Raw genomic sequence first — 24604 nt, forward strand, 5'->3', positions numbered from 1 at the left:
TCACCGGGCGTGCAGCCAGGCCAGCGCCTCCTCCACGGTGGCCACGACGGGCACGCCGGGCGGCACCGGTGGCCGGCGGACGACGACCACCGGCAGCCGCAGCTCCCTCGCCGCGGTGAGCTTGGCGGCGGTCATCCCGCCCCCGCTGTCCTTGGTGACGACGACCTCGACGGCGTGCTCGCGCATCAGCGCGAGCTCCTCCTCCACGGTGAACGGCCCCCGGGCGAGCACCACGGTCGTCCGTGCCGGCAGCGGCGGCGCGGGTGGGTCGACCGCGCGCACCAGGCAGGAGCCGCGCAGTCCGGCGAAGGCGGCCAGCCCCCGCCGGCCGGTGGTGACGAACACCGACCCGGCCCCGGCCACGCTCTCCGCGGCCTGCTCCAGCGAGTCCACCCAGCGCCAGTCGTCCCCGGGCCCGGCCGTCCAGCCGGGCCGCTGCAGCCGCAGCAGCGCCGTCCCCGTCGCGGCCGCGGCCGCTGCGGCGTGCGCGGTCATCGTGGCCGCGAAGGGGTGGGTGGCGTCGACCAGCGCGGCGACCTCGTCCAGCGCCGCGGCCAGGCCCTCGGCGCCCCCGAACCCGCCGATGCGGACCTCCCCGGGCGGCAGCACCGGGTCGGCGACCCGGCCGGCCAGCGAGCTGAGCACGTCGACGCCCTCGGCGACCAGCCGCTCGGCCAGCCGCCGGGCCTCCCCCGTACCGCCGAGCACCAGCACCCGGCCGGTCACGTCCGCCGCCCGTGCATGCTGAGGCGGTGACGGAGGCCGGGCGGGAGCGCACCTCGGGGCTGCGCTCCGGCTGGACGACGGGCGCCTGCGCGACCGCCGCGACCACGGCTGCCTACACCGCGCTGCTCACCGGCGAGTTCCCCGACCCGGTGGGCATCGACCTGCCGAACGACCGGCACCCCACGTTCGCGCTGGCCACCGAGTCGCTGTCGCCGGGCGTCGAGGCCTGCGCCGGCGTGGTCAAGGACGCCGGCGACGACCCCGACGTCACCCACGGCGCCCTGGTGTCGGTGCGCGTCACCCACGGCGAGCCCGGCAGCGGCGCGCTCTTCCGCGCCGGGCCCGGCGTCGGCACGGTCACCAAGCCGGGCCTGCCGCTGCCGGTCGGCGAGCCGGCGATCAACCCGATGCCGCGGCAGTTCATCCGCGAGCACGTGGCGGCGGTCGCGGCCCGGCACGGCGGCAGCGGGGACGTCGTCGTCGAGGTCTCGGTGGAGAACGGCGAGGAGCTGGCCCGCAGGACCTGGAACCCGCGGCTGGGGATCCTCGGCGGCCTGTCCATCCTCGGCACGACCGGCGTCGTCGTCCCCTACTCCTGCTCGTCGTGGATCGACTCGATCCGGCGGGGCATCGACGTCGCCCGCGCGGCCGGGCACCAGCACGTGGCCGGCTGCACCGGCTCCACCAGCGAGCGGGTGGTCACCCAGCTCTACGGGCTGCCCGAGGACGCGCTGCTGGACATGGGGGACTTCGCCGGCGCCGTCCTCAAGTACCTGCGGCGCCACCCGGTGCCGCGGCTGACCGTCGCCGGGGGCATCGGGAAGCTGGCCAAGCTCGCCGACGGCCACCTGGACCTGCACTCGGGCCGGTCCCAGGTGTCGACCGATTCGCTGGCGGCGATGATCCGGGACGCGGGCGGCCCCCCGGAGCTGGTCGAGGGCGTCCGGCGGGCGAACACCGCGCTCCACGCGCTGCAGCAGTGCCAGGCGGCGGGGCTGCCGCTGGGCGACCTGGTGGCCGCCGGTGCCCGCAGGACCGCGCTCGGGGTGCTGCGCGGCGCTCCGGTCGCGGTCGACGTCGTGGTGGTCGACCGGGCCGGCGCCGTGGTCGGCCGCGCGTGAGCGCAGGGGTCTCGTCCGCGTCACGCGCACAGTCCTCCTCCGCTCAGCGGGGGCGGGTCGCCGAGTAGAGGTGGCTGTCGGGGAACTGCTCGGCGGTGAGCACCGGGCCGACGACGACGACCGCCGTCCGCCGCACGCCGGCGTCCTCGACCTGCTGCGCGATGTCGGTCAGCGTGCCCCGCAGCACCAGCTCGTCGTCCCGGCTGGCACGGGCCACCACCGCCACCGGCCCGTCGGCGCCGTAGTGCTCGGCCAGCTGCGGCGCCAGCTCGGCGATCCGCTGCACCGCCAGGTGCAGCACCAGGGTCGCCCCCGTGGCGGCGTAGGCGGCCAGCTCCTCCCCCGGCGGCATGGGCGTGGACCGGGCCGACGTCCGGGTGAGGACGACGGTCTGCCCCACCCCCGGCACGGTGAGCTCCCGCTTGAGCGCCGCGGCCGCCGCCGCGAACGCCGGCACCCCGGGCACGACCTCGTAGGGCACCCCGGCGGCGTCCAGGCGGCGCATCTGCTCGGCCATCGCGCTGTAGACCGACGGGTCCCCGGAGTGCAGGCGGGCGACGTCGAGGCCGGCCGCGTGCGCCGCGACCAGCTCGGCGGTGATCTGGTCGAGGTCGAGGTCGGCGGTGTCGACCAGCCGGGCGCCGGGCGGCGCGGTGTCGAGCAGCTCGCGCGGCACCAGCGCGCCGGCGTAGAGGCAGACGGGGGCGGTGGCGATCAGCCGCGCCGCGCGGAGGGTGACCAGGTCGGCCGCTCCCGGCCCGGCCCCGATGAAGTGCACCGTCATGGCTTCGCCGTGCTGAAGATGGTCACGGGCATCGCGGGCCTCCAGCCGGTGAAGGAGCCCACTGGCTCGGCCCGCGCGACGGCGACCCGCACCAGCTCGCCGCCTGCACGGGCGTGCCAGCCGGCCAGCACCCCCTCGCTCTCCACGGTCACCGCGTTGGCCACCAGCCGGCCGCCGGACACCAGCGCGTCCCAGCAGGCCTCCAGCACACCCGGGGTGGTGAGACCGCCGCCGACGAACACCGCGTCCGGCGCCGCCAGCCGGGCCAGCACCTCGGGCGCGGCGCCGTGCACGACCCGCAGGTACGGGACGCCGAGCCGGGCGGCGTTGCGGGCGATCCGCTCGGCCCGCTCGGCGGAGGCCTCGACGGCGACGGCCCGGCAGGTGGGGTGCGCCCGCATCCACTCGATGCCGATCGAGCCCGCGCCCGCGCCGACGTCCCACAACAGCTGCCCGGGCACGGCGGCGAGGCGGGCCAGGGTGATCGCGCGCACCTCGGACTTGGTGAGCTGCCCGTCGTGCTCGTACGCGGCGTCGGGCAGCCCGGGCGTGGTCGGCAGCGGCGCGGTGCCCCGGTCGGCCCGGCACTCGACCGCGGTGACCGCCAGTGGCGGCGCCGGCTGCGACCAGGTGGCCGCGGTCCCGGTGCGGACCTCCTCCTCCGGGCCGCCGAGCCCGCCGAGCACGGTGAGCCGGCTGGTGCCGTAGCCCCGGGCGGCGAGCAGCTCGGCGATCCGCGCCGGGGTCCGGCCGTCGGACCCGAGGACCAGCAGCCGCCGCCCGGGCTGCACGTGCGGGTGCAGCAGCTCGATCGGGCGGCCGACCAGGGTCACGACCTCGGTCTCCTCCACCGCCCAGCCCAGGCGGGCACACGCCAGTGACACCGAGGACGGCGCCGGGAGCACCCGCACCCGGTCGGAGCCGAGCAGCCGGGTCAGCGTGGTACCGATGCCCGACAGCATCGGGTCTCCGCTGGCCAGGACGACCACCGCCCGGCCGGCGTGCTCCTCCAGCAGCCCCGGCAGCGCCTCGCTCAGCGGCGAGGGCCAGGGCACCCGCCGCGCGCCCACCGCGGGCGGGACGAGGGCGAGCTGGCGAGCGCTGCCCAGCAGCACCTCGGCGCGCTCCACCTCCGCGCGGGACGCGGGCGCGAGCCCGTCCCAGCCGTCGGCGCCGATGCCGACGACGACCAGCGGCGACTCCGCCACGGTCACGCCGGCAGCTCCCCGCCGGGCCCCGCCGCCTCGGCGAGCAGCCGCTCCCGCAGCACCTCCGGCAGCAGGTCGACATAGACGGTCCCCTCGAGGTGGTCGACCTCGTGCTGCAGGCAGCGCGCGGCCATCCCGGTGGCCTCGATGGACACCGGCGCACCCGCCGCGTCGACGCCGTCCACCCGTGCCCGGAAGGCCCGCGGCAGCTCGGCGTAGGGCCCGGGCACGGACAGGCAGCCCTCCTCGGTGACCTCCTCGGCCGGCTCGCCCTCGTGCGGCTCGAGGACGGTCAGCCGGGGGTTGACCACGTAGCCCACGACGTCCTCCCCGGCCGCGTCGGGGCAGTCGATGACGAAGACCCGCGCGTCCACGCCGATCTGGTTGGCCGCGAGGCCCACGCCGTCGGCGGCCTCCATCGAGGCGAACATGTCGAGGACCAGGCGGCGCAGGTCCTTGCCGAACTCGGTGACCGGCGCGCACGGGCGGTGCAGCACGGGGTCGCTGCCGTAGGTGACGATCGGCCGGGCAGTGCCGGAGTACCGGCCGGGCAGGCGCATGGACGCCGATCCTAGGGACGGCTCCGGCGTGCAGGTGACCCCCGCGGTGGGCTGCGGGTGTCCCTGCGCGTGCTCGTGCTCTGCTTGCGCACGGCACGCAGAGCACGAGCACCCGCAGGAGGACCTGCTGACCACGCCCACCGCCGCCGGTCTCGCCCTCGGCGCCGCCGCCGACCTGCTGCTGGCCGATCCGCGGCGCGGCCACCCCGTCGCGGGGTTCGGCCGGGTCGCCGGGGCGCTGGAGCGCCGGGTCTGGCGCGACTCCCGCGCCGCCGGGGCCGGGTATGCCGCCGCGCTGGTCGTCGCGGTGGCCGGTCTCGGCGCCAGCGCCGGCCGGGCCACGCGCGGCCGTCCCGCCGTGCGCGCCCTCGCCACGGCCGCGGCCACCTGGGCGGTGCTCGGCGGCACGTCGCTGGGCCGGGCCGCGACCGCGATGGCCGGGGAGCTGGACGCCGGGGACCTGCCCGCCGCCCGCGCGCTGCTGCCCACCCTCGCCGGCCGGGACCCCCACTCCCTCGACGAGCACGGACTCGCCCGGGCCACGGTCGAGTCGGTCGCCGAGAACACCTCCGACGCCGCCGTCGCCCCGCTGTTCTGGGGCGCGGTCGCCGGGCTGCCCGGCCTGCTGGCCTACCGGGCGGTGAACACCCTCGACGCGATGGTCGGTCACCGCTCGCCGCGGTACGCGCGGTTCGGCTGGGCCGCCGCCCGCGCGGACGACGTCGCCAACTGGCTGCCCGCGCGGACCACGGCGGCCCTCACCGTCGTCCTCGCCCCGTGGGTCGGGGGGTCGGCGCGCGGCGCCTGGACCGCCTGGCGCCGCGACGGGGCCGCCCATCCGAGCCCCAACGCCGGGCACTGCGAGGCCGCGCTCGCCGGCGCCCTGGGACTGCGGCTGGGCGGCCGCAACGTCTACGGCACCCGGGTGGAGGACCGTCCGACGCTGGGCAGCGGGCGGGCGCCCGTACCCGGGGACATCCCGCGGGCCGTGCGGCTCTCGCGGGCCGTCTGGCTCACCGCGGCCGTCGGGGCGGCGACGGCACGCAGCCGCCGGCCGGGCGGGCCCGGGCGGCGGCTGCGGGGAGGGAGCCTGCGGCTCAGCCGAAGGCGGCGGCCAACGACGGGGTGAGCCGGTAGGCCCCCGGCACCTGGGCCGGGGCCCGTCGCGGCGCGGGGACCAGGTCCAGGACCATCCTCGTCGGGGCGAACGCCTCGGCGTACCCGATGCGGGCCTGGGCACCCCAGTGCCGGGCCGAGGCCACGACGGCGTCCGGCTCGACCATCGCGGACAGCTCCACCTGCGAGGCGTGCGCCCGCAGGGCGGTGAGCTTGCCGGAGAGGAAGGCGGTCACGTCGACGTACACCGTCGGCGTGAAGGTCAGCGTCGACGGGCTCTGGTAGTGCATGACCCGGGACATCCGACGGGCCGCCGACAGGGTCGCGGCCGCGATGGCCCGGTGGTCCTGGTGGCTGTCGTCGGGGGCGTGCACGTAGACGACGTCGGCCTCGAGCTCGGTGACCACCTGCTCGACGATGCCCACGGTCGCCGCGTCCGCGCTCACCAGGCAGTCGGTCAGGCCACCCCAGCGCAGGTCGGCGCCCAGCACCCGGGCGGCCTCCTCCTGCTCGGCCCGGCGGCTGACGACCCGGAGGCTGTCCCCCGGCCCGTTCTCCCCGCCGGTCATGACCAGCATGGTGACCGAGTCACCGGCGGCCGCGTGGGCCAGCAGCGTCGCGCCGCAGCCCAGCTCGATGTCGTCGGGGTGCGCCCCGACGGCGAGGACCTTACGCACCGGTGACCTCCGGCGCGGCCGGCTCGGTCGTCGCGGCAGCACGCCGGCGGGAGCGGACCACGGCGACGGCGCCGACCAGCCCGGCGGCGGCCAGCGCGATGACCGGCCCGGAGCCGTTGCCGTCGGCCGGCATCTGGGTCGAGCTCGGGCAGACGGTGGCGTAGCTGACCAGCGAGTTGTACTGCAGCACGGTGCCGTCGAGCTCCCAGCGGGCGTTGGCCCACAGGTCGGCGTTGGTGATCTGGACGGTGAAGGCGGCGTGGTGGGTCCCGGGCTTGAAGACGGTCGGCTGCGCGCCCTGCAGCCGCGTCGGGTACGCCTGGTTCGTCGGTCCCAGCGGGAGGGTCACGGTGTCCGGGTAGGAGCTCGTGTACCCGACGACCACGGTGTAGCTGCCGTCGAGGTTGTCCGTGTAGCAGGACACGATGCCGGTCACGCCGCCCGTCGCGGAGGCGGTGCCCGGTGTGACGACCAGCGCCACGGCGGCCACCCCCAGGGCCAGCAGCAATCGCGCGATGCGCGTGGTGGCGCGCGTGAGCGCCTTCGATGTGGTGCCTTCCATGGCGATGTCCTCGTTCTCCGAGGGCGGCCGACCCGCCCCACCCCTGGTCTGTCGGCAGGGGACGGGCGGTTCCGGAGCCCTGGACGAGGCGGGTCACCCCCAGGGGGGAGGAGGCGGGAAGGACGACGTCGCACCGCCCCATCGACCCGGCGCACCGGCGACCACAGGCCCGCCGGCGTGCGGTGCACCCGATCGGGGTCCCGGGACGCTCAGACGGGTGAGGGCACCCCGGCGCCGGTGAGCACGGCGAGGGCCAGCGCGGCGGCCGTCGGGAAGTCGTCGGTCACCGCCCAGGCCTCGGGCCGGTCGGGCGCCGCGGCGTGCTCGCCCTGCCGGACCCGCACCGCCCGGGCACCGACGGCCGCGGCGACCGCGACGTCCTTCGCCGGGCGGTCCCCGATCACGAGCACGCGGTCGGCCGACACCCCCATGCGGACGGCCAGCGCGAGCAGCCCGTCCGGCGCAGGCTTGCGGGCCGCTCGCCCGCCGAGCGCGTCGGTGACCACCACCGCGGGCAGCAGCCGGCCCAGCCCCGTCGCGGCGAGCTTGGCCTCCTGGATCACCGGGTTGCCGTCGGTCAGGCAGCCGAGCGGGGCGGCGGCAGCCAGCGCCCGCAGCGCCTCCTCCGCCCCGGGGTAGGGGGACAGCCGGTCCGGCCGGTGGCCGGTGAAGGCCGCGACGAGTGCCGGGACGTGGTCGGCCACCCGGGCGGCGGGGACGCCGGCGGCCAGCAGCGCCCGGTCGATCGTCCCCCCGGTGTCCGAGCCCGCGGCCAGCTCCGCAGCGAGCGCGGCGTGCACCGCGTCGCCGTCGAGCTCCCGCTCGCCCGCGGCGCGGCCGACGGCCGCCGCGGCCCCCGCGAGGTAGTCCGCCTGCGGGAAGAGGGTGTCGTCGAGGTCGACCACCACCCCCAGGGGCGGCGGTCCGGACCACGGCGGGAGGTTCACCACGGCAGCCGGCCGTCGGTGAGGTCGGGCTCCTCGAGGGCCAGGAGGGCGTCGGTGCGCGGGTCGGACAGGACCGCCGCGACCCCCGGCCCGGCGGTCCCGTCGCCGTAGGGACAAGGCAGGGACGCCGCCCGGTCCTGCCCCTCGGGGCTGGTGTACGCCGCGGCCGCCGCGAGGACGGCGGCAGCCGCGCGGTCGTCGGTGAGGCCGGCGAGGGTCGTCGTCCCCGCCTCCACGCCCTCCCAGCGCGGGGTGGAGCGGCGCAGCACCACGACGGGGACGCCGAGGTAGGCAGCCTCCTCCTGGATGCCCCCGGAGTCGGTCACCGCGAGCCGCGCCCGGCCGAGGGCCGTCAGCAGGTCGTCGTACCCGATCGGGCCGCTCAGCGTGATCCCCGGGTGGTCCAGCTCGCCGGTCAGCCCGGCCGCGTCCAGCCGGGCCGCCGTCCGGGGGTGCACCGGGAAGGTGACCGGCCCGACCCGGTCGGCCAGCGCCCGGATGACGCCCACCAGGCGGGCCAGCCGCACCGGGTCGTCGACGTTGGTGGGCCGGTGGGCCGTCACCAGCACGCCGCGGCGCTCGGCGACCGGCACCCGCCGGACCCCGCGGGCGACGAGGGTGTCGACGACCGGGTTGCCCACCACGAAGACCCGCTCGGCCGGGACCCCCTCGCGGGCGAGGAAGTCCGCCGCGCGCCGGGTCGGGGCGAAGTGGAGCGCGGCGACCGCCGCGGCGACGCGCCGGTTGACCTCCTCCACGCTGCGCCCGTTGAAGCTGCGCAACCCGGCCTCGACGTGCACGAACGGCACGCCGGCGGCCCGGGCGGCGAGCGCGTACGCCGGCACGGTGTTGGTGTCCCCGAGGGCCAGCACGACGTCCGGTGTGCACGTGGCCAGCGCACGGGCGGCGTCGGCGTGCAGCGCGCCGACGCGCTCGGCCGGGTCGGTGGTGGGCAGCTCGAAGCGCATCGTGGGGGTGAGCCCCAGCGCCTCCTGCAGTCGGGTGCTGAGGGCCGGGTCGGTGTGCTGCCCGGTGTCGATGACGTCCACCCGGTGGCCGGCGGCGGTCAGCGCGGCCACGACCGGGGCGAGCTTGACCACCTCCGGCCGCGTGCCGAAGGGCACGAGCACGCTGCGCTCCCGCCGGGGGCCGCTCATGCCCGCACCGCCACGGGGGCGCAGGGGTCGGCGACCGGGCTGCCGTCGTCGCTGCTGTAGGTCTCGGCGAAGTAGCGGCTCATCCGGACGCCGGGCCGGAACCAGAGCAGCGGCAGCTCGGCTGCCGGGTCGCGGACGCCGGTGAGGTAGGCGCCCACCACGTCGGCGCCGGCGGCGAGGGTCAGCGGCAGTCCACCCGAGAAGCGCGGGTTGATCTCCATCACGGTGGCCGTCCCGTCGTCGGCCAGGAAACCCTGCACGTTGGCCGGGCCGGTGAGGCGCACGGCGGCGAGCGCGTCGGCGACCACGGTGGTGACGGCCTCGGAGTCGAACGTGCAGCCCTTCACCGAGATGCCGGCCTTCGTCTCCGACCGCCACCGCGGCACCACCGTCCGGAGCTCGCCGTCGCGGCCGACGAGGGTGTCGGCGGTCCACTCCCGGCCGGTGAGCCGGGTCTGCGCGACCAGGTCCGGGTCGGCACCGAGCGCGGCCACCACGTCCCGCAGGCTGTCGAGGAGGAGCACCCCGCGACTGCCCCGGCCGGACCGGGGCTTGACCACCCAGGGCCCCGGGACGCCGGGCAGGTCCTCGAGCCGGTCGGTGGTGACCGGGTGCGGGACCCCGGCGGCGTGCAGGCACTCGGCGAAGCGGGCCTTGTCGCAGCACAGGTCGACGGCGGCGGGCTCGGGGAGCCAGGTGGCCACGCCCGCGGCGGCGAGCCGGTCGGCACCGGCCGCCAGCGCCGGCAGCTCCTCGGCGACCGTCCCGACGAGCGCGTCCACCCCGTGCGCCCGGGCCACGCCGACCAGCGCCTCGACGAAGCGGGGGTGGCGGGCGTGCGGGACGGTGACCGCCTCGTGCGCCAGGGCACGGCCGGCGGCCGTCCAGTCGGCGTCGGCGGCGACCACCCGGTGCCCGAGGGCGACCAGCCGGCGGATCACCGCGATCCCGGCCGGACCGCCGGCGCCGGTGACGAGCACGGCGGGCGCTGATCCCGGACCGGCCGGGGGGCGGGCGGTGAGCAGGTCCCCGGCGGGGGCGGGGCGGGGCGGGAGGTGTGACACCGGGCGTCCTCGAGGTGGCGGGATGGGCTGGGCTGGGCGTAGGAGACGGGGCGGTCGGTGCGGTCGCGGTGCCGGCCGGGCAGGGGCGGGGGGACCTGCGGCACGGCGGGCACCACCGGCGGGCCGACCGGGACGGCGATCCGCGGGATGCGGAGCGTGGCCGGCGTGCTGGGGACCGGCTCCATCGCGAGGCGCTCGGCCTGGGGGCGGGCGAGCAGCCAGCCGCGGGCCCACAGGCGCAGCGCGTCCACCCGGGGCCCGGTGACCGGTTCCCACTGCCGGGCGGCCACGGCCTCGGCCAGGGCGTCGAGGACGACCGGGTCCTCGTCGCGGGCCGCTGCCGCGAGCAGCGTGGCGGTGTGCACGCCGAGGCCGTCGGCGACCAGCTCGCGCAGCCGCTCGGCCCGGTCGTCGGCGGAGAGGTGACCGATCCGGTAGTCGATCCGGCCGGCCTCCCGCCGGGCGGACAGCCAGCGGGAGAGCCGTCGGGGCAGCACGTAGCGGTGCATCAGCCCGGTGACCGTCGTCCGCCGGCCGCCCGGACCGCCCTCGACGTCGGCCGTCCGGTAGCCGAGCCCCGGGCGGGCCCAGCTGTCGGGACGGCGGGCGGTGTGCCGGCCGGCGACGTCCTGCTCGGCCCGCTCCCGCGTCGGCAGGGTCACGTAGACCATGAGCAGGAACCCGCCGAGCGTGGCGGCCATGTTCCAGACGGCCCCGACCCAGTCGTGGAAGAGCACCAGCGCGCCCTGCCCCCACCACACCCCGGCCAGCGTCGACAGGACCAGCCGGACGTGGTTGAGCAGCACCACCAGGACGACGGCCACCAGCAGGCCGGCCAGGGCGTGCAGCTTGCGGCTGCGCAGCACGACCGCGGTCAGCGCGGCGAGCCCCAGGACGGACAGGACCGACGAGCACGACGCCGTGATGACGGCGTTGATGATCTCGGCGTCCTCCCCCTCGCCGCGGAAGACCAGGACGTGCCGCGGCAGCACCCCGGACACCTCGTCGAACCCGACCAGCCGCAGCACGCCGACCACGCCGAGCGCCTCCACGGTCTGGAGGAACCCGGCGAGGTACCGGAAGCCGAGCAGGCAGATCACGACGGCCAGCGCGAGGTCCAGCGCGACGGGGACCATCCGGCGGGTGCTGCCGCGCGACCGACGCCGGCGCAGCGGCAGGGTGGCGCCCAGGGGCGTCGCGGTCACCGCTCTCCGTCCCCACCGGTCGCCGGCGGGACGGCGAAGGACCGCGGCCGCCCGCCGCCCGCGAGCGGTGCGACGGCGGGGGACGACGGGACGGCGGGCGACGGCCCCGCGCTGACCGCCGCCGCCGGAGCTGCCGGCGGATCCCGGCGGACGGTCGAGGTGGCCCCCGACCGCGAGGTCTTCACCCAGCTGTAGGGCCGGCCCAGCATGCCGTCGAGGTAGGCCCTCGACGTGCACCAGATGGACAGGGCGAACGCGGGCAGGAAGCCCAGCAGCCGCCAGGCCGAGCGGCGCTCGACGCGGCCGATCAGCAGGCCCACCGACAGCTCCGCGAGCGGGCCGACGAACAGCAGCATCGACAGCGGCAGCAGCCCGACGACGGGCAGGTCGCCGATGCCGAGGGCCCGCAGGACGGTGAGCAGCAGCCCGAGGCCGGTGAGCATCGGCACGTGGTAGATGAGCAGGAAGAGCGTCGTCTCGACCTTCTCCACCCAGGACAGGTGCGGTGAGCGCATGAGCAGGCGCCAGTAGTCACGCAGGCACTTCTGGTGTCCGCGCGCCCAGCGGTAGCGCTGGGTCCAGAACCGCTGCGCGCTGAGCACGCCCTCCTCGAAGTCGACGGCGGAGACGTCGTACCGGACGCGCTGACCGGCCAGCAGCACCCGCAGGGTGAGGTCGGTGTCCTCGGTGACGGTCTCGGGGTTCCAGCCGCCCAGGGCCCGCAGGGTCGACATCCGCACCGCGCAGTTGGCGCCCCCGTAGGCGGGCAGCTCGAACAGCGCCTGCCGGCCGTACTCGTTGACGAGGTAGCCCGAGAGGAAGTCGACGAACACGATCCCGGCCATCGCCGAGTCCTTGCCGTTGCGGATGACGCAGCGGCCCATCACCGCGCCGACGACCGGGTCCCGGAAGTGCCGCACCAGGCGGCGCAGCGCCATGGGCTCGGGCTCGTGGTCGGCGTCGAACACGAGCACGACCTCGGCGTCGACCAGGTCGAGGGCGTCGTTGAGGGCGCCGGACTTGCCACCGCCCGAGCCCGGCGGCCGGTGCAGGACGCGCAGCCTCGGCTCGACCGCGACCCAGGCGTCGAGCTTGGCGCCGGTGGCGTCGTCGGACCCGTCGTCGACGACCACCAGGGTCAGCCGGTCGGGCGGGTAGTCCAGCGCCAGCAGCGCGGCGACCATGCCGTCGACGACCAGTTCCTCGTTCTTGCAGCCGACGAGGACGGCCACGCTGGGCGTGTAGGAGGCGAGCCCGACGTCGGCGGCCAGCAGGTCGCGCTCGGCCCAGCGCGCCGCGGCGACGGCGAAGGCCAGGTGACGGCAGAAGAAGACGCCGAAGACGACGTTGAGCACACCCGCGAGGACACCGAACGTCGGGTCGACCCCGAACGCGAGGACCGCCGCGGTGAGGGCGAGGACGTAGCCGGCCAGCACCGCCTTGCGCCCCTCGGGGCGGGAGCCGTGCACCGGGGCCGGGCGGGCCGCGGGAGGAGTCGGGTCGACGCAGGCCACTCCGGCGGTCACGTCTCCCCCCTCTCCCGGACCCGAACGGTGGACCCGGTCCACCGTTCGGGTTCATCGGCAGTGGGAGAGCTGACCTGAAGCGCAACCCGGTCGCGTCACCAGGAGGGCGTCGCGCCCGAGCCGGCCCCCGGCAGCGGAGCGGGGGCGGGCCGCGCCGGGCGCGGGCTCGGCCGGCTCCGGCGCGCCCCCCGCGCCTGCCGCGGCTGTGCCGGGTGCCGCGGCAGGATGCCCCGCGGCTCGGACAGGGACGGGAAGCCGGCCGGGTCGATCCGGAGGTGGCTGGCCGGCGGGTCGGCCGGACCGCGACCACCGCGGACGGCGATGACGAGGGTGGTCACCGACAGGGCGACCAGCCCCAGCAGGACGAGCAGGACGACGACACCACTTGAGGTCATGGCCTGAGATTGGCATCGTCGCCAGTGGCGCGGATGAGTCCACTCCGGCATGGTGGACCGCATGCCATCCGCGATCGGCCAGTCCACTTCGGCGAACGAGCTGGCCACGCTCGTCGGGCCCCTGGACGCGCTCCCCGGTCCCCGGTACGGAGCGCTGGCCCGGCGGATCCGCGAGCTGGTCACCACCGGGTCGCTGCCTGTGGGCACCCGGCTGCCCGCGGAACGCGAGCTCGCCGCCGCGCTCGAGGCCAGCCGGGTCACCATCGCCTCGGCCTACCGGCTGCTGCGTGCCGAGGGGTTCGCCGTCACCCGGCACGGCTCGGGCACGGTGACCGAGCTGCCGACGGCCGGCAGCGGCTGGCGGGCGCCGAGCACCGACCCGGAGGTGCTCGACCTGGCCCACGCCGCGCCGGAGGCGGTGCCCGAGGTGCTCGCCGCCTACGAGCAGGCGGTCGCGGCGCTGCGCGGGTACACCGCCGGGCACGGCTACGCGCCCAGCGGCCTGCCCGAGCTGCGGGCGGCGATCGCCGGCCGGTTCACCGCCCGGGGCCTGCCCACCGACCCGGACCAGGTGGTCGTCACCGCCGGCACCGGGGACGCCACGGCGATCGCCGTCCAGACACTGCTGCAGCCCGGCGACCGCGTGCTCGTCGAGCACCCCACCTACCCCGGCGCCATCGGGATGGTGGACGCGGCCGGGGGCCGCTGCGTCCCCGCGCCGGTCGACGCCGCCGACCCCGACGCCCTGGTCGGCGCGGCCGCGATCGTGGCCCGGCAGAGCAGCCCGCGGATGGCCTACCTGATGCCGGACTTCTCCAACCCCTCCGGCGCGCGGCTGTCGGCGGCCGGACGACGCCGGCTGTCGGCGACCCTGTGGCAGCACGGCGTCCTGGCCGTCGTCGACGAGGTGACCGCCGAGCTCTTCCTGGACGACGGGCCGCTGCCCCCGTTCGCCGCCGGGCTGCCGGACGCCGCGACCGTCACCGTGGGCGGGCTGGCCAAGGCCGTCTGGGGCGGGCTGCGCATCGGCTGGCTGCGGACCGACGCCGCGCTCGCCGACCAGCTGGGCGCCGCGCTGGGACGCCGGCAGCTGTCGGTCGGCGTCGTGGACCAACTGGCCGCCACCGTCCTCGTCCGGCAGCTGGACGGGATCCTCGAGCGGCGCCGGGAGGCCCTGCGGGAACGGCGCGAGGTGCTGCTGGCCGAGCTGGCCCGGCGCCTGCCCGACTGGACCGCACCCCGGCCGGCCGGCGGGCTGTCGGTGTGGTGCCGGCTGCCGGCGGGCACCAGCTCGGCCGCGCTCACCGCGGCGGCAGCCGGGCGCGGGCTGGTGCTCGCCGAGGGGCGGGCGTTCGGCACCGGCCACGCCTTCGACGACCACCTGCGGCTGCCGTTCACCCTCCCCCCGGAGCGGCTGCGGGCCGCGGTGGAGCTGCTCGCGGAGGTGTCGGCGAGCCTGCCCGCGCGGTCCGCCGGGGACCGCTCCCCCGCCCGCCCGGCGACGGTCGTCTGAGAAAGGACCCCGTCCTCCCCACCCTTCGCGAGCTCAGGGCGGGACCCGGGACGGGGCCACCAGGACTCGAGGCCGCCGACGCCTCCGGGAGTCCGCCCGCCCCACCCTTCGCGAGCTCAGGGCGGGACCCGGGACGGGGCCACCAGGACTCGAGGCCGCCGACGCCTCCGGGAGTCCGCCCGCCCCACCCTTCGCGAGCTCAGGGCGGGACCCGGGACGGGGCCACCAGGACTCGAGGGCGCCGACGCCTCCGGGAGTCCGCCCGCGGACAGCCCGTGGCGACGCGGCGCGGCGTGCGACGGGACGATCGCTCCCCGTGCGGAACGCCCGGACGCGCCGTACCGTCCTCAGGCAACGGAGCGGCCGGCGGTCTCCCCGCCGGCGTACCGCGGTGGTCGAGCAGCGGCCTGCGGCGCCCGACGCCGGGCCGTGCCCGGCGGCACCCGCTGGAGTCGAGATGACAGCGACGCCCTCCCCCACACTCCCCCGCACGGCAGCTGCCCACCCCACACCCGGGACCCGGCACGGCACCCCGGCGTCCCGGTCGGTCCCCGCCAACCACCGGGTGGCCGGGCGGTTCCGGTACGACCGGCGCACCGGCACCTGGGCGTGGTCGGCCGAGATGGCCGCGCTGCTCGGGCTCCCGCGCGGCGGGGCCCACCCCTGCACGGAGCTGCTCGTGCGCTCCCTGCACCCGGGCGACCGGCCGCGGACCCTCGAGGCGATCACCACCGCCTGCTCCGACGGGAAGCCCTTCTCCCTGCGCGTCCGGCTCGGCAGCCGGAGCGGACCCGGGACTCCCGCCGTCCTCGTCGGGGAGCCGGTGGTGGATCCCGCCGGGTCGGTGGACGGCCTGGAGGGCCTGCTCGTCCGGCTGCCCGAGGAGGCGGACGGCGACGTGCCGTCGTGCGTCCACGGGTCCGGCGACGACCGGGTGCGCGAGCTGGAGACCGAGGTGGCCCAGCTGCGCACCGCGATGGCCAGCCGGGCGGCGATCGAGCAGGCCAAGGGGATCCTGATGCTGCTCACCAGCTGCGGTGACCAGGTGGCCTTCGACCTGCTGGCGCACATCTCCAGCAACTGCCACCGGAAGGTCCGCGACGTGGCCGTGGCGATCGCCGAGTCCGCGGCCGGCCGGTCGTCGCTGCCTGCGGACGTGCGCGCCCTGATCCGGGACGTGTGCCCTCCCACGCCGCGCATGCACTGAGGTCCGCCCGCCCCTGGAGCGACCCGGGCAGGGCGGCACGGGAGAATGCCCGCTGTCGTCGGCAGCCGCCGGCGGTCCCCGAGTCGAGAGGGGAAGCGCGGCGTGCTCTACCTCGTCGCCCGGTTCCTGCTGCGTCCGCTGTTCCACGCGGTGTTCCGCATGCACGTGACCGGGAAGGAGAACGTCCCGCCCACCGGGCCGGTGATCCTGGCCAGCAACCACCTGTCGTTCATCGACAGCATGGTCATCCCCCTCTCCGCCCCGCGGCGGGTGCACTACCTCGCCAAGGCCGAGTACTTCACCGCGCCCGGGATCGGCGGGTGGCTGTCCAAGCAGCTGTTCACCGCGCTCGGCGCGATGCCCGTGGAGCGGCAGACCTCCCGGGCCGCGCAGGAGGCGCTGGACACCGCGCTCGGGGTCCTCCGCCGCGAGGAGGGGTTCGGCATCTACCCGGAGGGCACCCGCTCGCGCGACGGCCGGCTGGCCCGCGGCAAGACCGGCGTGGCCTGGCTGGCGCTGACCGCGGACTGCCCCGTCGTCCCGGTCGCGGTGGCCGGCACCGACAAGGTGCAGCCGGTCGACTCCCGCTGGCCGCGGCCCCACAAGGTCTCGGTGACCTTCGGCGAGCCTCTCGCGTTCCCCGAGTACCGCGGCATGGCCGGGAACGGCCGGGCCCGCCGGGCGGTCACCGACCGGATCATGGAGGCGATCGCCGAGCTGTCGGGCCAGGAGAAGGCCGGGTGGGGCCCGCCCCGCGAGGCGGCATGACCCGGCGCCGCCCCGGCGCCCTGCTCGTCGCCGGGACGACGTCGGACGCCGGCAAGTCGGTCGTCACGGCCGGCATATGCCGCTGGCTGGTGCGCCAGGGGGTGTCGGTGGCCCCGTTCAAGGCGCAGAACATGAGCAACAACTCGATGGTCACCCCCGACGGCGCCGAGATCGGCCGGGCGCAGGTGGTGCAGGCGGCCGCCGCCCGCGTCGAGCCCGAGGCGGCGATGAACCCGGTGCTGCTCAAGCCCGGCGGTGAGGACTCCAGCCAGGTCGTCGTCCTCGGCAGGCCCGTCGCCGAGGTGACCGCGCTGTCCTACCGGCCGATGAAGGCGGCCCTGCTCGAGCAGGTGCTGGCCAGCCTGGCCGACCTGCGCGGCCGGTTCGACGTGGTGGTCTGCGAGGGCGCGGGGTCGCCCACCGAGATCAACCTGCGGGCCGACGACATCGCCAACATGGGCCTGGCCACCGCGGCCGGGCTGCCGGTCGTCGTCGTCGGCGACATCGACCGGGGCGGGCTGTTCCCCGCCCTCTACGGCACGGTCGCGCTCATGCCGCCCGCCGACCAGCGGCTGGTCGCCGGCTTCCTGGTGAACAAGTTCCGCGGCGACGTCCGGCTGCTGCGCCCGGGCCTGGACGCGCTCACCGGGCTGACCGGACGGCCCACGCTGGGCGTGCTGCCCTGGCGCGACGGCCTCGACCTCGACGTCGAGGACTCCCTCGGCATCGGGGCGCCCCGGGCCGCGGCCGGCCCCCCGCACGGGGCCGACGTGCTGCGGGTCGCCGTCGCCCGCCTGCCCCGGCTGTCCAACGTCACCGACCTCGACGCGCTGGCCGCCGAACCCGGCGTGCTGGTGCGCTTCGCCACCACGCCGGGAGAGCTGGCCGACGCCGACCTGGTCGTCCTCCCCGGCACCCGCGCCACCGTCCCCGACCTGCGCTGGCTGCGCGCCACCGGGCTGGCCGACGCCGTGTCGCGGCGGGCCGCGGAGGGCCGCCCCGTGCTGGGCATCTGCGGCGGCCACCAGATGCTGGCGCGGACCATCACCGACGACGTCGAGTCGCGGGCCGGGGCCGTGCCGGGCCTCGGGCTGCTGCCGGCCGACGTGCGCTTCGCCCGCGAGAAGACGCTGGGCCGGCCGGTGGGCACGGCGTTCGGCCAGCCGGTCCGCGGCTACGAGATCCACCACGGGGTGGTCACCGTCGACGACACCGCCGAGCCGTTCCTCGACGGCGCGCGCTCCGGCGCCGTCTGGGGCACCACCTGGCACGGGGCGTTCGAGAACGACGGCTTCCGTCGCGCGTTCCTCACCGAGGTGGCGCGGGTGGCCGGCCGGCGGTTCGTCCCCGCACCGGACACCGACTTCGCCGCCGTCCGGGAGCGCCGGCTCGACGCCCTGGGCGACCTGGTCGCCGAGCACGCCGACACCGACGCCCTGTGGCGGCTGGTCGAGCAGGGCGCGCCGGACGGGCTGCCGCTGCTGCCGCCGGGCGCCGGGCGCTAGGCCTCCAGCCGCGCGCGGACGTCGTCGGGCCAGGCCGCGGCGACGCCGTCGGCCACGCACACGTAGGTCGTCCGGACGACGCAGCAGACCCGCTCGCCCACGCGCACCGTGAACCGCGCGGTCAGGCTGGTGCGGCCCACCCGTTCGGTCTCGGCGTCCACGGTGACGGTGTCGCCCCAGCGGGCCGGGGCCGACCACTCCAGCGTGCTGGCCTTGACCAGCGGGTCGATCCGCCGCTCGGTCAGCTCGTCCCAGGACAGCCCCATCGACGCCCACCACGGGTTCGATGCCTCGTCGGCCCACGTGAGGTAGTGGGCGTTGAACACCACGCCCTGCTGGTCGCACTCGACGTACCGGACGGGGGCACTCCACTGCGCGGGCACGGGAGCAGACGCTAGCCCGGCTACCGTTCGGCCATGGACGACGTGCTGGCCCGGTACCGCGACCCCTCCCAGCTGGTGCAGGACAAGGTGATCGACCACCTCGACCGCCACTGCCGGGCCTTCATCGGGCTCTCGTCGTTCGCGACGCTGTCGACCGCCTCCCCCGACGGCTGGCCGGACGTCTCGCCGCGCGGGGGCGACGCGGGCTTCGTCAAGGTCCTCGACGAGCACCGGCTGGCGCTCCCCGACCGGCCGGGCAACAACCGGGTGGACAGCCTGCGCAACGTGGCCGGCAACCCGCGGGTCGCGCTGCTGTTCCTGGTCCCGGGGATCGAGGAGACCCTGCGCGTCTACGGCACCGCCGAGCTGACCGGGCCCGAGGAGCTGGCGGTGGACCTCACCGAGTTCGGCCGCGCGCCCCGCTCGGTGCTCGTGGTGACGGTCGCGCGGGCGTACTTCCAGTGCGCCAAGTCGGTGATGCGCTCGGGCCTGTGGGACCCGCAGCGGCAGGTCCAGCGCTCGGCGTTCGCCCCGATGCGCGAGGTCTTCGGCGACCACTGCCGGCTCACCACCCCGCTGCCCGACGACGCGGTCATGCGGGCGGGGCTGGCCGAGGAGCTCTGAGCGGCCCGGCTCAGCTGGCGCGCAGGTCGCGGGCGAGCTTGCGGTAGGCGACGGTGCGCTCGGCGAGCGCGCGCCGTCGCCCCCGCCGACTGCGGCGGTCGGTGCCGAGGTAGCGGGCGTCCTCGACGAGCTGGAAGGCGGCGAGCACGCTGGCCTGCACCTCTCGCGTGCGCGGTGCGGCCGGACGGGCCGGCTCGGCCGAGGTCATCGAGGACCCCCCTCTCTCGGAGGGCCTCGACTGACCGCCCCGTGCGCCCATGGTGCCCCCGTGTCGGCAGTTCCAACCGCGGACGTGACCGATTGGTGCCTGTGTGTCACGTGGGACACACGAGGTCCGGGACCGGGGCGCCGTACCGTGCCCGCATGGCGCGCAGCGGGCTGGTCCGACGGCTCACCGGCGTGCTGCGCGCGGTGGCCCGGCCGGCGACCCGCGCGGCACGCACCACCCGCCGCCCCGCCCCGGCGGCGCTGCGGGCGGGCGGCCCGGGCGTCCGGGACCTCGACGGCGGTCTCGCCGGGGTCGACCTCGGCTACCGCCCGCGCCCCGACGACCGGCCCGACCCGGGCGAGGTGGTGTGGGCCTGGGTGCCCTTCGACGAGGGGGACGGTCGCGGCAAGGACCGCCCGGTGCTCGTCGTCGGCCGGCGCGGCGAGGACCTGGTCGGCCTGATGCTCTCCAGCCAGGACCACGACCGCGACGCGGCCGACGAGGCCCGGCACGGGCGGTACTGGATGGACGTCGGCCGCGGGGACTGGGACCCACAGGACCGGCCCAGCGAGGTGCGGCTGGACCGCCTGCTGGAGGTGCCCGTCGCCGCCGCCCGCCGCATGGGCGCCGCCCTGGACCGCCGCCGCTTCGACGAGGTGGTCACGGCGGTCCGCGGGTTCCACGGGGCCTGACCCGCCGCGTCGCCGCCGACCTCGCGGGGTGCGGCGACGCGTCCGGCCACGCGGGGTTCGTGCTCCGCCTCCGGTGAGCGGTCAGTCGGCGACGGACTCGTCGCGCACGGTCTGGCGCGGCCGCACGGTGTAGACCCCGGCCGTGTCGGTGAGCGCGGTCAGGTCGTAGCGGTGCACGACCTTGGGACCGCCGTGGAGGTGGACGTGGGTGATCGTCGGCAACGGCTGCCCGTGCCGCGCCTCCCGGATCTCCACCCGCCCGTCGAGCGGGCCACCGACGAAGAGCAGCACGGCGTCCTCCGTGCCCGTCTCGTCCGTGCCCGTCTCGTCCGTGGCCCTCGCGTCCGTGTCCGTCGTGTCCTCCGCCAGCGTCCTCACCTCCCTCGCGCCCGGTCGAGGGTAGGCCCGACCGGCGACCGGGGGGCTGCCCGGAGGGGTGACGAGGCCGACGCCGGTCAGCCGGCGCGGCGCAGCCACCGCGCCAGCAGCGGCGCCGACAGCAGCATCACGAACAGCCGCAGCACCTGGACGGCGAGCACGAAGGTGGCGTCGGCCCCGGCGTCCTGCGCGGTGGCCAGGACCGCGTACAGGCCGCCGGGGGTGGTGGCGAGGTAGGCGTCGAGCGCGCTCGCGTCGGTCGTGACGGTCAGCACCGCGCCGAGGCCGGCGCAGGCGACGACCAGGCCCAGGATGACCGTCAGCGCCAGGGGCAGCGCCCGGCCGACGGTGCGCAGGCTCTCCCGCGTGAAGTTGAGGCCGACCATCAGGCCGATGACGAGGAACGCGCCCAGCTCCAGCGGCTCGGGCACCCGAGCGCCCCGCGACAGCCCGCTGAGGTCGAGCGCGGCGGCCACCAGCATCGGCCCGAGCAGCGAGGGCACCGGGATCCGCAGCAGCCGGGCCGCCGGCAGGCCCACGAGGACGCAGACCGCGGCGAAGAGCAGCCCGGCCGGCCAGCCGGGCCCGGCCTCGCCGGCCGTCGTCCCCCCGGACCCGGGCGAGGCGCCGAACAGGCCGGTCGCCACCAGCGGCATGAGGACGACGATGAGCAGCACCCGCAGGTACTGGAGGACGGCGACCATCCGCTCGTCGGCGCCCAGCTCCCGGGACATCGCGGTGATGCCCGACGCGCCACCGGCGATCATGGCGAAGGCGCCGGTCACCGGGCTGATCCCGGGCTGCAGCCGCATCAGGGACCCGGCCAGCAGGGTCAGCACCAGCGTGCCGACCACGACCAGCAGGACCGGCAGCCAGTCCTCGCCGATGGCGGCGAGCGTCTCCGGGTCGACCAGCGCCCCGATGGAGACCCCGATCAGGCCCTGGGCGGCGAGCATCCCCGGGCGCGGCACCGCGAGCCGCCGCCGTCCGGCCAGGCCCCGGACCAGGCCCGCCAGCAGGCCACCGAACAGCGAGGACGAGGGCAGGTCGAGGGTGTCGAAGGCGAGCGTCGCGACCACCGCGCCCGCGACGACCAGGGCCGCGTCCCCCAGCCGGACGATGCGCCCCCTCCCCGTCACGGCGCCCACTCTGCCGGTCGGCGCGGACACCCGGCGTGCAGGGGGCTTCAGGCGCCGGTGATCCGCCGCAGCTCGGCGACGTGCGCGTCGAAGGCCGTGCGCCCGGTCTTCGTCAGCGACAGGCTGGTCCGCTGGCGCGAGGCGATGGTGGCCTTCTGCACCTTCACGTAGCCGGCCTCCTCCAGCTGCTTGACGTGCTTGGAGAGCACCGAGTCGCTGACCCCCACGGCGTCGCGGACGGCGGCGAACTCCATGGTGTCGACCGCGGCGAGCAGGCCGCAGATCTGCAGCCGGGGCGGTGGGTGGATGACGGTGTCGAAGTGCGGCGCCACCACGGTCACAGCGACGTCCGCATCTCGGCGACCAGCTTGCGGCCCCAGTACCGGCCGAACACGACGACGGCCACCCCGAGCACGGCGCCCGCGACCACCATCGCCCACCGCTCGTCGAAGCCCTCCGCCAGCACGAACGCCGCGACGAGCACGGGCAGCACCACGGCCGTCCACGCCGCCATGGCGCCCCAGGTCACGTTGACCCAGATGCCGGTGATCCGGCGACAGGCCGCCACCAGCGCGCCGAGTCCGGCGCAGAAGACGACCAGCGCCGGGAAGGTCACCCAGAGCGAGTCCACGGCGTAGGAGGCCAGGAAGCCGAACAGCAGCAACCCGAGCGTGACGTCGTACCACCACGGTGCCCGGACCCGGTCGGCCAGCGCGGCCCGGTCCGCCCGGAGGGTGGCCAGCTGGGCGGCCGCGGTGTCCCGGTCGATCGCGTCGTTTTCCATGTCGGAAAGTGTGGGTCATGACTTTCCGATCCGTCAAGTGAAGGGGGGCTGTCGGCGCGGCGCCGTGCCGTGGTTGCATGACCGGGCCACAGCGACGGCAGTGGAGGAAGCCCGGTGAGATTCCGGCGCGGTCCCGCCACTGTGACCGGGGAGTACGCCCCCACGCTCGGCCACTGTCCCCCCGGGGACGGGAAGGTCGGGGGCGGACGACGATCCGGCAGCCAGGAGACTCCCGCCGTCGTCCCTGCTCCCTCCGGGCGTGGACACCCGGGGAGGAAGGACGCCCGGGTGACCTATCCCTTCGGCGCCGTCGTCGGCATGGACGACATGCGTCTCGCACTGCTGCTCAACGCCGTCTCCCCCGCGGTCGGGGGGGTGCTGGTCCGGGGCGAGAAGGGGACGGCGAAGTCGACGACGGTGCGCGCGCTGGCCGCCGTCCTCCCGCCGGTGGACGTCGTGGCCGGTTGCCGGTTCGCCTGCGACCCCGCCGCCCCGGACCCGGCCTGCCCCGACGGCCCGCACGACGCAGACGCGCCCGGGCAGACGCGGCCGGCGCGCCTGGTCGAGCTGCCCGTCGGGGCGTCGGAGGACCGGGTCGTGGGCTCGCTGGACCTGGAGCGGGCGCTCACCGAGGGCGTGAAGGCCTTCGAGCCGGGCCTGCTCGCCGCCGCCCACCGCGGCCTGCTCTACGTCGACGAGGTCAACCTGCTGCACGACCACCTGGTCGACCTGCTGCTGGACGCCGCCGCGCTGGGCACCGCCTACGTCGAGCGCGAGGGCGTGTCGGTCCGGCACGCGGCGCGGTTCCTGCTGGTCGGGACGATGAACCCCGAGGAGGGCGAGCTGCGCCCGCAACTGCTCGACCGGTTCGGGCTGACCGTGGAGGTCGCCGCGCCGCGGGACCCGGCGGTCCGCGCCGAGGTGGTGCGCCGGCGGTTCGCCTTCGACGCCGACCCGGCCGGGTTCGCCGCCACGTGGTCGGCCGAGGAGGGCGCCCTGGCCGCGCGGATCGGGGCCGCCCGGGCCCGGCTGCCGCACGTCGTCCTCTCCGACGACGCGCTGCGCCAGGTGACCGCGGTCTGCGCCGCCTTCGACGTGGACGGGTTGCGCGCCGACCTGGTCACCGCCCACGCCGCGATCGCGCACGCCGCCTGGTGCGGTCGGGACGAGGTGACCGAGGAGGACGTGCGGGTGGCCGCCCGGCTGGCGCTGCCCCACCGCCGCCGGCGCAACCCCTTCGACGCCCCCGGCCTGGACGAGCAGACGCTGGACCGGGCCCTCGAGGACTCCCGCCCCGACGAGCCCGAGGACGACGGGCCGCAGGACGACGGGCCGGGCGGCGGCGGGCCGGGCGGCGGCGGGCCGGGCGGCGGCGGGCCGGGCGGCGGCGGGCCGGGCCCCGACACCGGCTCCCGACCCCCCGGTGTCGGAGGCGATGCGGGCGGATCAGGCCCCGACACGACAGCAGAGCTCCCGACACCGCAGGAGGGTGGCGGTCCCGGGCCGGCACCGGAGCGGGCCGCGGTGGCCCCCGACGAGGCGTTCCGCGCCCGCCGGCTGGAGGTCCCCGGCGTCGGCACGGGGGTCGCCGGGCGGCGCTCCCGGGCGCGCGCCGAGCGGGGCCGGGTGGTCGGCTCGACCCGCCCGCGCGGCCCGGTCACGCGGCTGCACCTGACCGACACCGTGCTCGCCGCCGCGCCGCACCAGGCCGCCCGCGGCCGCACCGGGCCGGGCCTGCGGATCGCCGGTGAGGACCTGCGCCAGGCCACGCTCGAGGGCCGCGAGGGCAACCTGGTCCTCTTCGTCGTCGACGCCAGCGGCTCGATGGGGTCGCGCTCGCGGATGGGCGCGGTGAAGGGCGCCGTCCTCTCCCTGCTGCTCGACGCCTACCAGCGGCGGGACAAGGTCGGCCTGGTCACCCTCCGGGGCACCGGCGCGGACCTGGCGCTGCCGCCGACGTGGTCGGTCGAGGCCGCCGCGGCCCGGCTGCGCGAGCTGCCGACCGGCGGGCGCACCCCGCTGGCGGCGGGCCTGCTGCGCGCGCACGAGACGCTGCGGGTGGAGCGGGTCCGTGATCCGCAGCGTCGTCCGCTGCTGGTCGTCGTCACCGACGGGCGGGCGACGGGAGCGCGCGGCAACACCGCGGTGGCCGACGCGCACGCCGCCGCGGGCCTGCTCGCCGCCGCCGGGATCGCGGGCGTCGTCGTCGACTGCGAGTCCGGGCCGGTGCGCCTCGGCCTGGCCGGCGCGCTCGGCGCCGCCCTCGGGGCACGGACGCTGCGGCTGGAGGAGCTGGCCGCCGAGTCGCTGGCCGCGACCGTGCGCTCCGCCCGCGAGGCGGCCTGAGGTGCCCCG

27 protein-coding genes and 1 riboswitch are annotated in these 24604 nt (G+C 77.1%); of the genes, 9 read left to right on the top strand and 18 right to left on the bottom strand.

The annotated features are described in order from the left end of the window. Nucleotides 1-726, bottom strand: a complete 726-nt coding sequence (locus tag ACI79C_RS15125; RefSeq protein WP_456946482.1) for a cobalt-precorrin-6A reductase — start codon at nucleotides 724-726, stop codon at nucleotides 1-3. A 26-nt stretch (nucleotides 727-752) separates the two neighbouring features. Between ACI79C_RS15125 and ACI79C_RS15130 the strand changes: the two genes are divergently transcribed. Continuing rightward, a complete protein-coding gene (locus ACI79C_RS15130; protein WP_456946483.1) occupies nucleotides 753-1847 on the top strand; it encodes a cobalt-precorrin-5B (C(1))-methyltransferase in 1095 nt (364 codons plus the stop codon). Nucleotides 1848-1890: 43 nt separating this feature from the next. Here ACI79C_RS15130 and cobM read toward each other — a convergent pair whose 3' ends face one another. The 3 genes from cobM to def are packed head-to-tail and all read right to left on the bottom strand — an operon-like array spanning nucleotide 1891 to nucleotide 4399. Next, on the bottom strand, nucleotides 1891-2631 hold the full coding sequence (cobM, locus tag ACI79C_RS15135) for a precorrin-4 C(11)-methyltransferase (RefSeq protein WP_456946484.1): 741 nt from the start codon (nucleotides 2629-2631) through the stop codon (nucleotides 1891-1893). Next, complete coding sequence (gene cbiE / locus ACI79C_RS15140) at nucleotides 2628-3845, bottom strand: precorrin-6y C5,15-methyltransferase (decarboxylating) subunit CbiE (protein ID WP_456946485.1); 1218 nt, start codon at nucleotides 3843-3845, stop codon at nucleotides 2628-2630. Before cbiE ends, cobM begins: the two co-directional genes overlap by 4 nt. Then, a complete protein-coding gene (def, locus tag ACI79C_RS15145; RefSeq protein WP_456946486.1) occupies nucleotides 3842-4399 on the bottom strand; it encodes a peptide deformylase in 558 nt (185 codons plus the stop codon). Before def ends, cbiE begins: the two co-directional genes overlap by 4 nt. On the opposite strand from def, the gene ACI79C_RS15150 reads away from it, so the two are divergent. Then, nucleotides 4398-5528 carry a cobalamin biosynthesis protein gene (locus ACI79C_RS15150; RefSeq protein ID WP_456946487.1) on the top strand — a complete coding sequence of 377 codons (1131 nt, stop codon included), beginning with the start codon at nucleotides 4398-4400 and terminating at the stop codon, nucleotides 5526-5528. The genes def and ACI79C_RS15150 overlap by 2 nt on opposite strands. On the opposite strand, the gene ACI79C_RS15155 is transcribed toward ACI79C_RS15150, so the two are convergent. From ACI79C_RS15155 to ACI79C_RS15190, 8 genes are all read right to left on the bottom strand, one after another. After that, nucleotides 5497-6192 carry a PIG-L deacetylase family protein gene (locus ACI79C_RS15155; protein ID WP_456946488.1) on the bottom strand — a complete coding sequence of 232 codons (696 nt, stop codon included), beginning with the start codon at nucleotides 6190-6192 and terminating at the stop codon, nucleotides 5497-5499. The two genes, ACI79C_RS15150 and ACI79C_RS15155, sit on opposite strands and share 32 nt — an antisense overlap. Next, nucleotides 6185-6754, bottom strand: a complete 570-nt coding sequence (locus ACI79C_RS15160) for a hypothetical protein (protein ID WP_456946489.1) — start codon at nucleotides 6752-6754, stop codon at nucleotides 6185-6187. Before ACI79C_RS15160 ends, ACI79C_RS15155 begins: the two co-directional genes overlap by 8 nt. A gap of 209 nt (nucleotides 6755-6963) precedes the next feature. Beyond that, complete coding sequence (locus ACI79C_RS15165; protein WP_456946490.1) at nucleotides 6964-7701, bottom strand: HAD family hydrolase; 738 nt, start codon at nucleotides 7699-7701, stop codon at nucleotides 6964-6966. Beyond that, complete coding sequence (wecB, locus tag ACI79C_RS15170; RefSeq protein ID WP_456946491.1) at nucleotides 7698-8858, bottom strand: non-hydrolyzing UDP-N-acetylglucosamine 2-epimerase; 1161 nt, start codon at nucleotides 8856-8858, stop codon at nucleotides 7698-7700. The genes ACI79C_RS15165 and wecB overlap by 4 nt, the downstream gene beginning before the upstream one ends. Next, nucleotides 8855-9838 carry an ATP-grasp domain-containing protein gene (locus ACI79C_RS15175; RefSeq protein ID WP_456946492.1) on the bottom strand — a complete coding sequence of 328 codons (984 nt, stop codon included), beginning with the start codon at nucleotides 9836-9838 and terminating at the stop codon, nucleotides 8855-8857. The genes wecB and ACI79C_RS15175 overlap by 4 nt, the downstream gene beginning before the upstream one ends. Then, on the bottom strand, nucleotides 9796-11127 hold the full coding sequence (locus tag ACI79C_RS15180; RefSeq protein WP_456946493.1) for a hypothetical protein: 1332 nt from the start codon (nucleotides 11125-11127) through the stop codon (nucleotides 9796-9798). Before ACI79C_RS15180 ends, ACI79C_RS15175 begins: the two co-directional genes overlap by 43 nt. Continuing rightward, complete coding sequence (locus ACI79C_RS15185) at nucleotides 11124-12653, bottom strand: glycosyltransferase (protein WP_456946494.1); 1530 nt, start codon at nucleotides 12651-12653, stop codon at nucleotides 11124-11126. The genes ACI79C_RS15180 and ACI79C_RS15185 overlap by 4 nt, the downstream gene beginning before the upstream one ends. Nucleotides 12654-12748: 95 nt before the next feature. After that, entirely contained in the window at nucleotides 12749-13048 is a 300-nt protein-coding gene (locus tag ACI79C_RS15190) for a hypothetical protein (protein WP_456946495.1), read from the bottom strand. 61 nt (nucleotides 13049-13109) lie between these two features. Between ACI79C_RS15190 and yczR the strand changes: the two genes are divergently transcribed. From yczR to ACI79C_RS15210, 4 genes are all read left to right on the top strand, one after another. Beyond that, nucleotides 13110-14561 carry a MocR-like transcription factor YczR gene (yczR, locus tag ACI79C_RS15195; RefSeq protein WP_456946496.1) on the top strand — a complete coding sequence of 484 codons (1452 nt, stop codon included), beginning with the start codon at nucleotides 13110-13112 and terminating at the stop codon, nucleotides 14559-14561. A 457-nt stretch (nucleotides 14562-15018) separates the two neighbouring features. Then, nucleotides 15019-15768, top strand: coding sequence for an ANTAR domain-containing protein (locus tag ACI79C_RS15200; protein ID WP_456946497.1), 750 nt, complete (start codon nucleotides 15019-15021; stop codon nucleotides 15766-15768). 102 nt (nucleotides 15769-15870) lie between these two features. Beyond that, the gene (locus ACI79C_RS15205; RefSeq protein WP_456946498.1) at nucleotides 15871-16536 is read left to right on the top strand and encodes a lysophospholipid acyltransferase family protein; all 666 of its coding nucleotides are present in this window, start codon (nucleotides 15871-15873) and stop codon (nucleotides 16534-16536) included. After that, the gene (locus ACI79C_RS15210; RefSeq protein ID WP_456946499.1) at nucleotides 16533-18041 is read left to right on the top strand and encodes a cobyric acid synthase; all 1509 of its coding nucleotides are present in this window, start codon (nucleotides 16533-16535) and stop codon (nucleotides 18039-18041) included. The genes ACI79C_RS15205 and ACI79C_RS15210 overlap by 4 nt, the downstream gene beginning before the upstream one ends. Here ACI79C_RS15210 and ACI79C_RS15215 read toward each other — a convergent pair. After that, on the bottom strand, nucleotides 18038-18424 hold the full coding sequence (locus ACI79C_RS15215) for an acyl-CoA thioesterase (protein ID WP_456946500.1): 387 nt from the start codon (nucleotides 18422-18424) through the stop codon (nucleotides 18038-18040). The two genes, ACI79C_RS15210 and ACI79C_RS15215, sit on opposite strands and share 4 nt — an antisense overlap. 33 nt (nucleotides 18425-18457) lie before the next feature. Here ACI79C_RS15215 and ACI79C_RS15220 point away from each other — a divergent pair, with 33 nt between their 5' ends. Then, nucleotides 18458-19048, top strand: coding sequence for an MSMEG_1061 family FMN-dependent PPOX-type flavoprotein (locus ACI79C_RS15220; protein WP_456946501.1), 591 nt, complete (start codon nucleotides 18458-18460; stop codon nucleotides 19046-19048). Nucleotides 19049-19058: 10 nt separating this feature from the next. Here the strand turns inward: ACI79C_RS15220 and ACI79C_RS15225 are convergent, their stop codons facing one another. Beyond that, complete coding sequence (locus ACI79C_RS15225; RefSeq protein ID WP_456946502.1) at nucleotides 19059-19256, bottom strand: hypothetical protein; 198 nt, start codon at nucleotides 19254-19256, stop codon at nucleotides 19059-19061. 155 nt (nucleotides 19257-19411) lie between these two features. On the opposite strand from ACI79C_RS15225, the gene ACI79C_RS15230 reads away from it, so the two are divergent. Further along, nucleotides 19412-19948: a type II toxin-antitoxin system PemK/MazF family toxin gene (locus tag ACI79C_RS15230; RefSeq protein WP_456946503.1), complete on the top strand. Its 537-nt coding sequence runs from the start codon at nucleotides 19412-19414 to the stop codon at nucleotides 19946-19948. 81 nt (nucleotides 19949-20029) lie between these two features. Here the strand turns inward: ACI79C_RS15230 and ACI79C_RS15235 are convergent, their stop codons facing one another. The 4 genes from ACI79C_RS15235 to ACI79C_RS15250 all read right to left on the bottom strand — a co-directional run bounded on the left by ACI79C_RS15235 (nucleotide 20030) and on the right by ACI79C_RS15250 (nucleotide 22249). Then, nucleotides 20030-20239 (bottom strand): hypothetical protein, encoded by a 210-nt coding sequence (locus tag ACI79C_RS15235; protein WP_456946504.1) that lies wholly within the window; start codon nucleotides 20237-20239, stop codon nucleotides 20030-20032. 164 nt (nucleotides 20240-20403) lie between these two features. Further along, nucleotides 20404-21465, bottom strand: a complete 1062-nt coding sequence (locus tag ACI79C_RS15240) for an AbrB family transcriptional regulator (RefSeq protein WP_456946505.1) — start codon at nucleotides 21463-21465, stop codon at nucleotides 20404-20406. Between the two features lie 47 nt (nucleotides 21466-21512). Further along, complete coding sequence (locus ACI79C_RS15245; protein ID WP_456946506.1) at nucleotides 21513-21806, bottom strand: transcriptional regulator; 294 nt, start codon at nucleotides 21804-21806, stop codon at nucleotides 21513-21515. Next, nucleotides 21803-22249, bottom strand: coding sequence for a hypothetical protein (locus ACI79C_RS15250; protein ID WP_456946507.1), 447 nt, complete (start codon nucleotides 22247-22249; stop codon nucleotides 21803-21805). Before ACI79C_RS15250 ends, ACI79C_RS15245 begins: the two co-directional genes overlap by 4 nt. Nucleotides 22250-22353: 104 nt before the next feature. Next, nucleotides 22354-22480: riboswitch (cobalamin riboswitch) on the top strand. A 57-nt stretch (nucleotides 22481-22537) separates the two neighbouring features. Between ACI79C_RS15250 and ACI79C_RS15255 the strand changes: the two genes are divergently transcribed. Continuing rightward, nucleotides 22538-24595 carry a putative cobaltochelatase gene (locus ACI79C_RS15255; protein WP_456946508.1) on the top strand — a complete coding sequence of 686 codons (2058 nt, stop codon included), beginning with the start codon at nucleotides 22538-22540 and terminating at the stop codon, nucleotides 24593-24595. Nucleotides 24596-24604: the final 9 nt, after the last annotated feature.

Source organism: Geodermatophilus sp. SYSU D00697 (genome assembly GCF_054050175.1).

Bases quoted from the DNA above. Each gene is read 5' to 3' on its own strand.
- cobM (WP_456946484.1), bottom strand. From the start codon at position 2,631: ATGACGGTGCACTTCATCGGGGCCGGGCCGGGAGCGGCCGACCTGGTC.
- ACI79C_RS15150 (WP_456946487.1), top strand. From the start codon at position 4,398: ATGGACGCCGATCCTAGGGACGGCTCCGGCGTGCAGGTGACCCCCGCG.
- def (WP_456946486.1), bottom strand. From the start codon at position 4,399: ATGCGCCTGCCCGGCCGGTACTCCGGCACTGCCCGGCCGATCGTCACC.
- ACI79C_RS15160 (WP_456946489.1), bottom strand. From the start codon at position 6,754: ATGGAAGGCACCACATCGAAGGCGCTCACGCGCGCCACCACGCGCATC.
- wecB (WP_456946491.1), bottom strand. From the start codon at position 8,858: ATGAGCGGCCCCCGGCGGGAGCGCAGCGTGCTCGTGCCCTTCGGCACG.
- ACI79C_RS15190 (WP_456946495.1), bottom strand. From the start codon at position 13,048: ATGACCTCAAGTGGTGTCGTCGTCCTGCTCGTCCTGCTGGGGCTGGTC.
- yczR (WP_456946496.1), top strand. From the start codon at position 13,110: ATGCCATCCGCGATCGGCCAGTCCACTTCGGCGAACGAGCTGGCCACG.
- ACI79C_RS15200 (WP_456946497.1), top strand. From the start codon at position 15,019: ATGACAGCGACGCCCTCCCCCACACTCCCCCGCACGGCAGCTGCCCAC.
- ACI79C_RS15210 (WP_456946499.1), top strand. From the start codon at position 16,533: ATGACCCGGCGCCGCCCCGGCGCCCTGCTCGTCGCCGGGACGACGTCG.
- ACI79C_RS15220 (WP_456946501.1), top strand. From the start codon at position 18,458: ATGGACGACGTGCTGGCCCGGTACCGCGACCCCTCCCAGCTGGTGCAG.
- ACI79C_RS15225 (WP_456946502.1), bottom strand. From the start codon at position 19,256: ATGACCTCGGCCGAGCCGGCCCGTCCGGCCGCACCGCGCACGCGAGAG.
- ACI79C_RS15230 (WP_456946503.1), top strand. From the start codon at position 19,412: ATGGCGCGCAGCGGGCTGGTCCGACGGCTCACCGGCGTGCTGCGCGCG.
- ACI79C_RS15250 (WP_456946507.1), bottom strand. From the start codon at position 22,249: ATGGAAAACGACGCGATCGACCGGGACACCGCGGCCGCCCAGCTGGCC.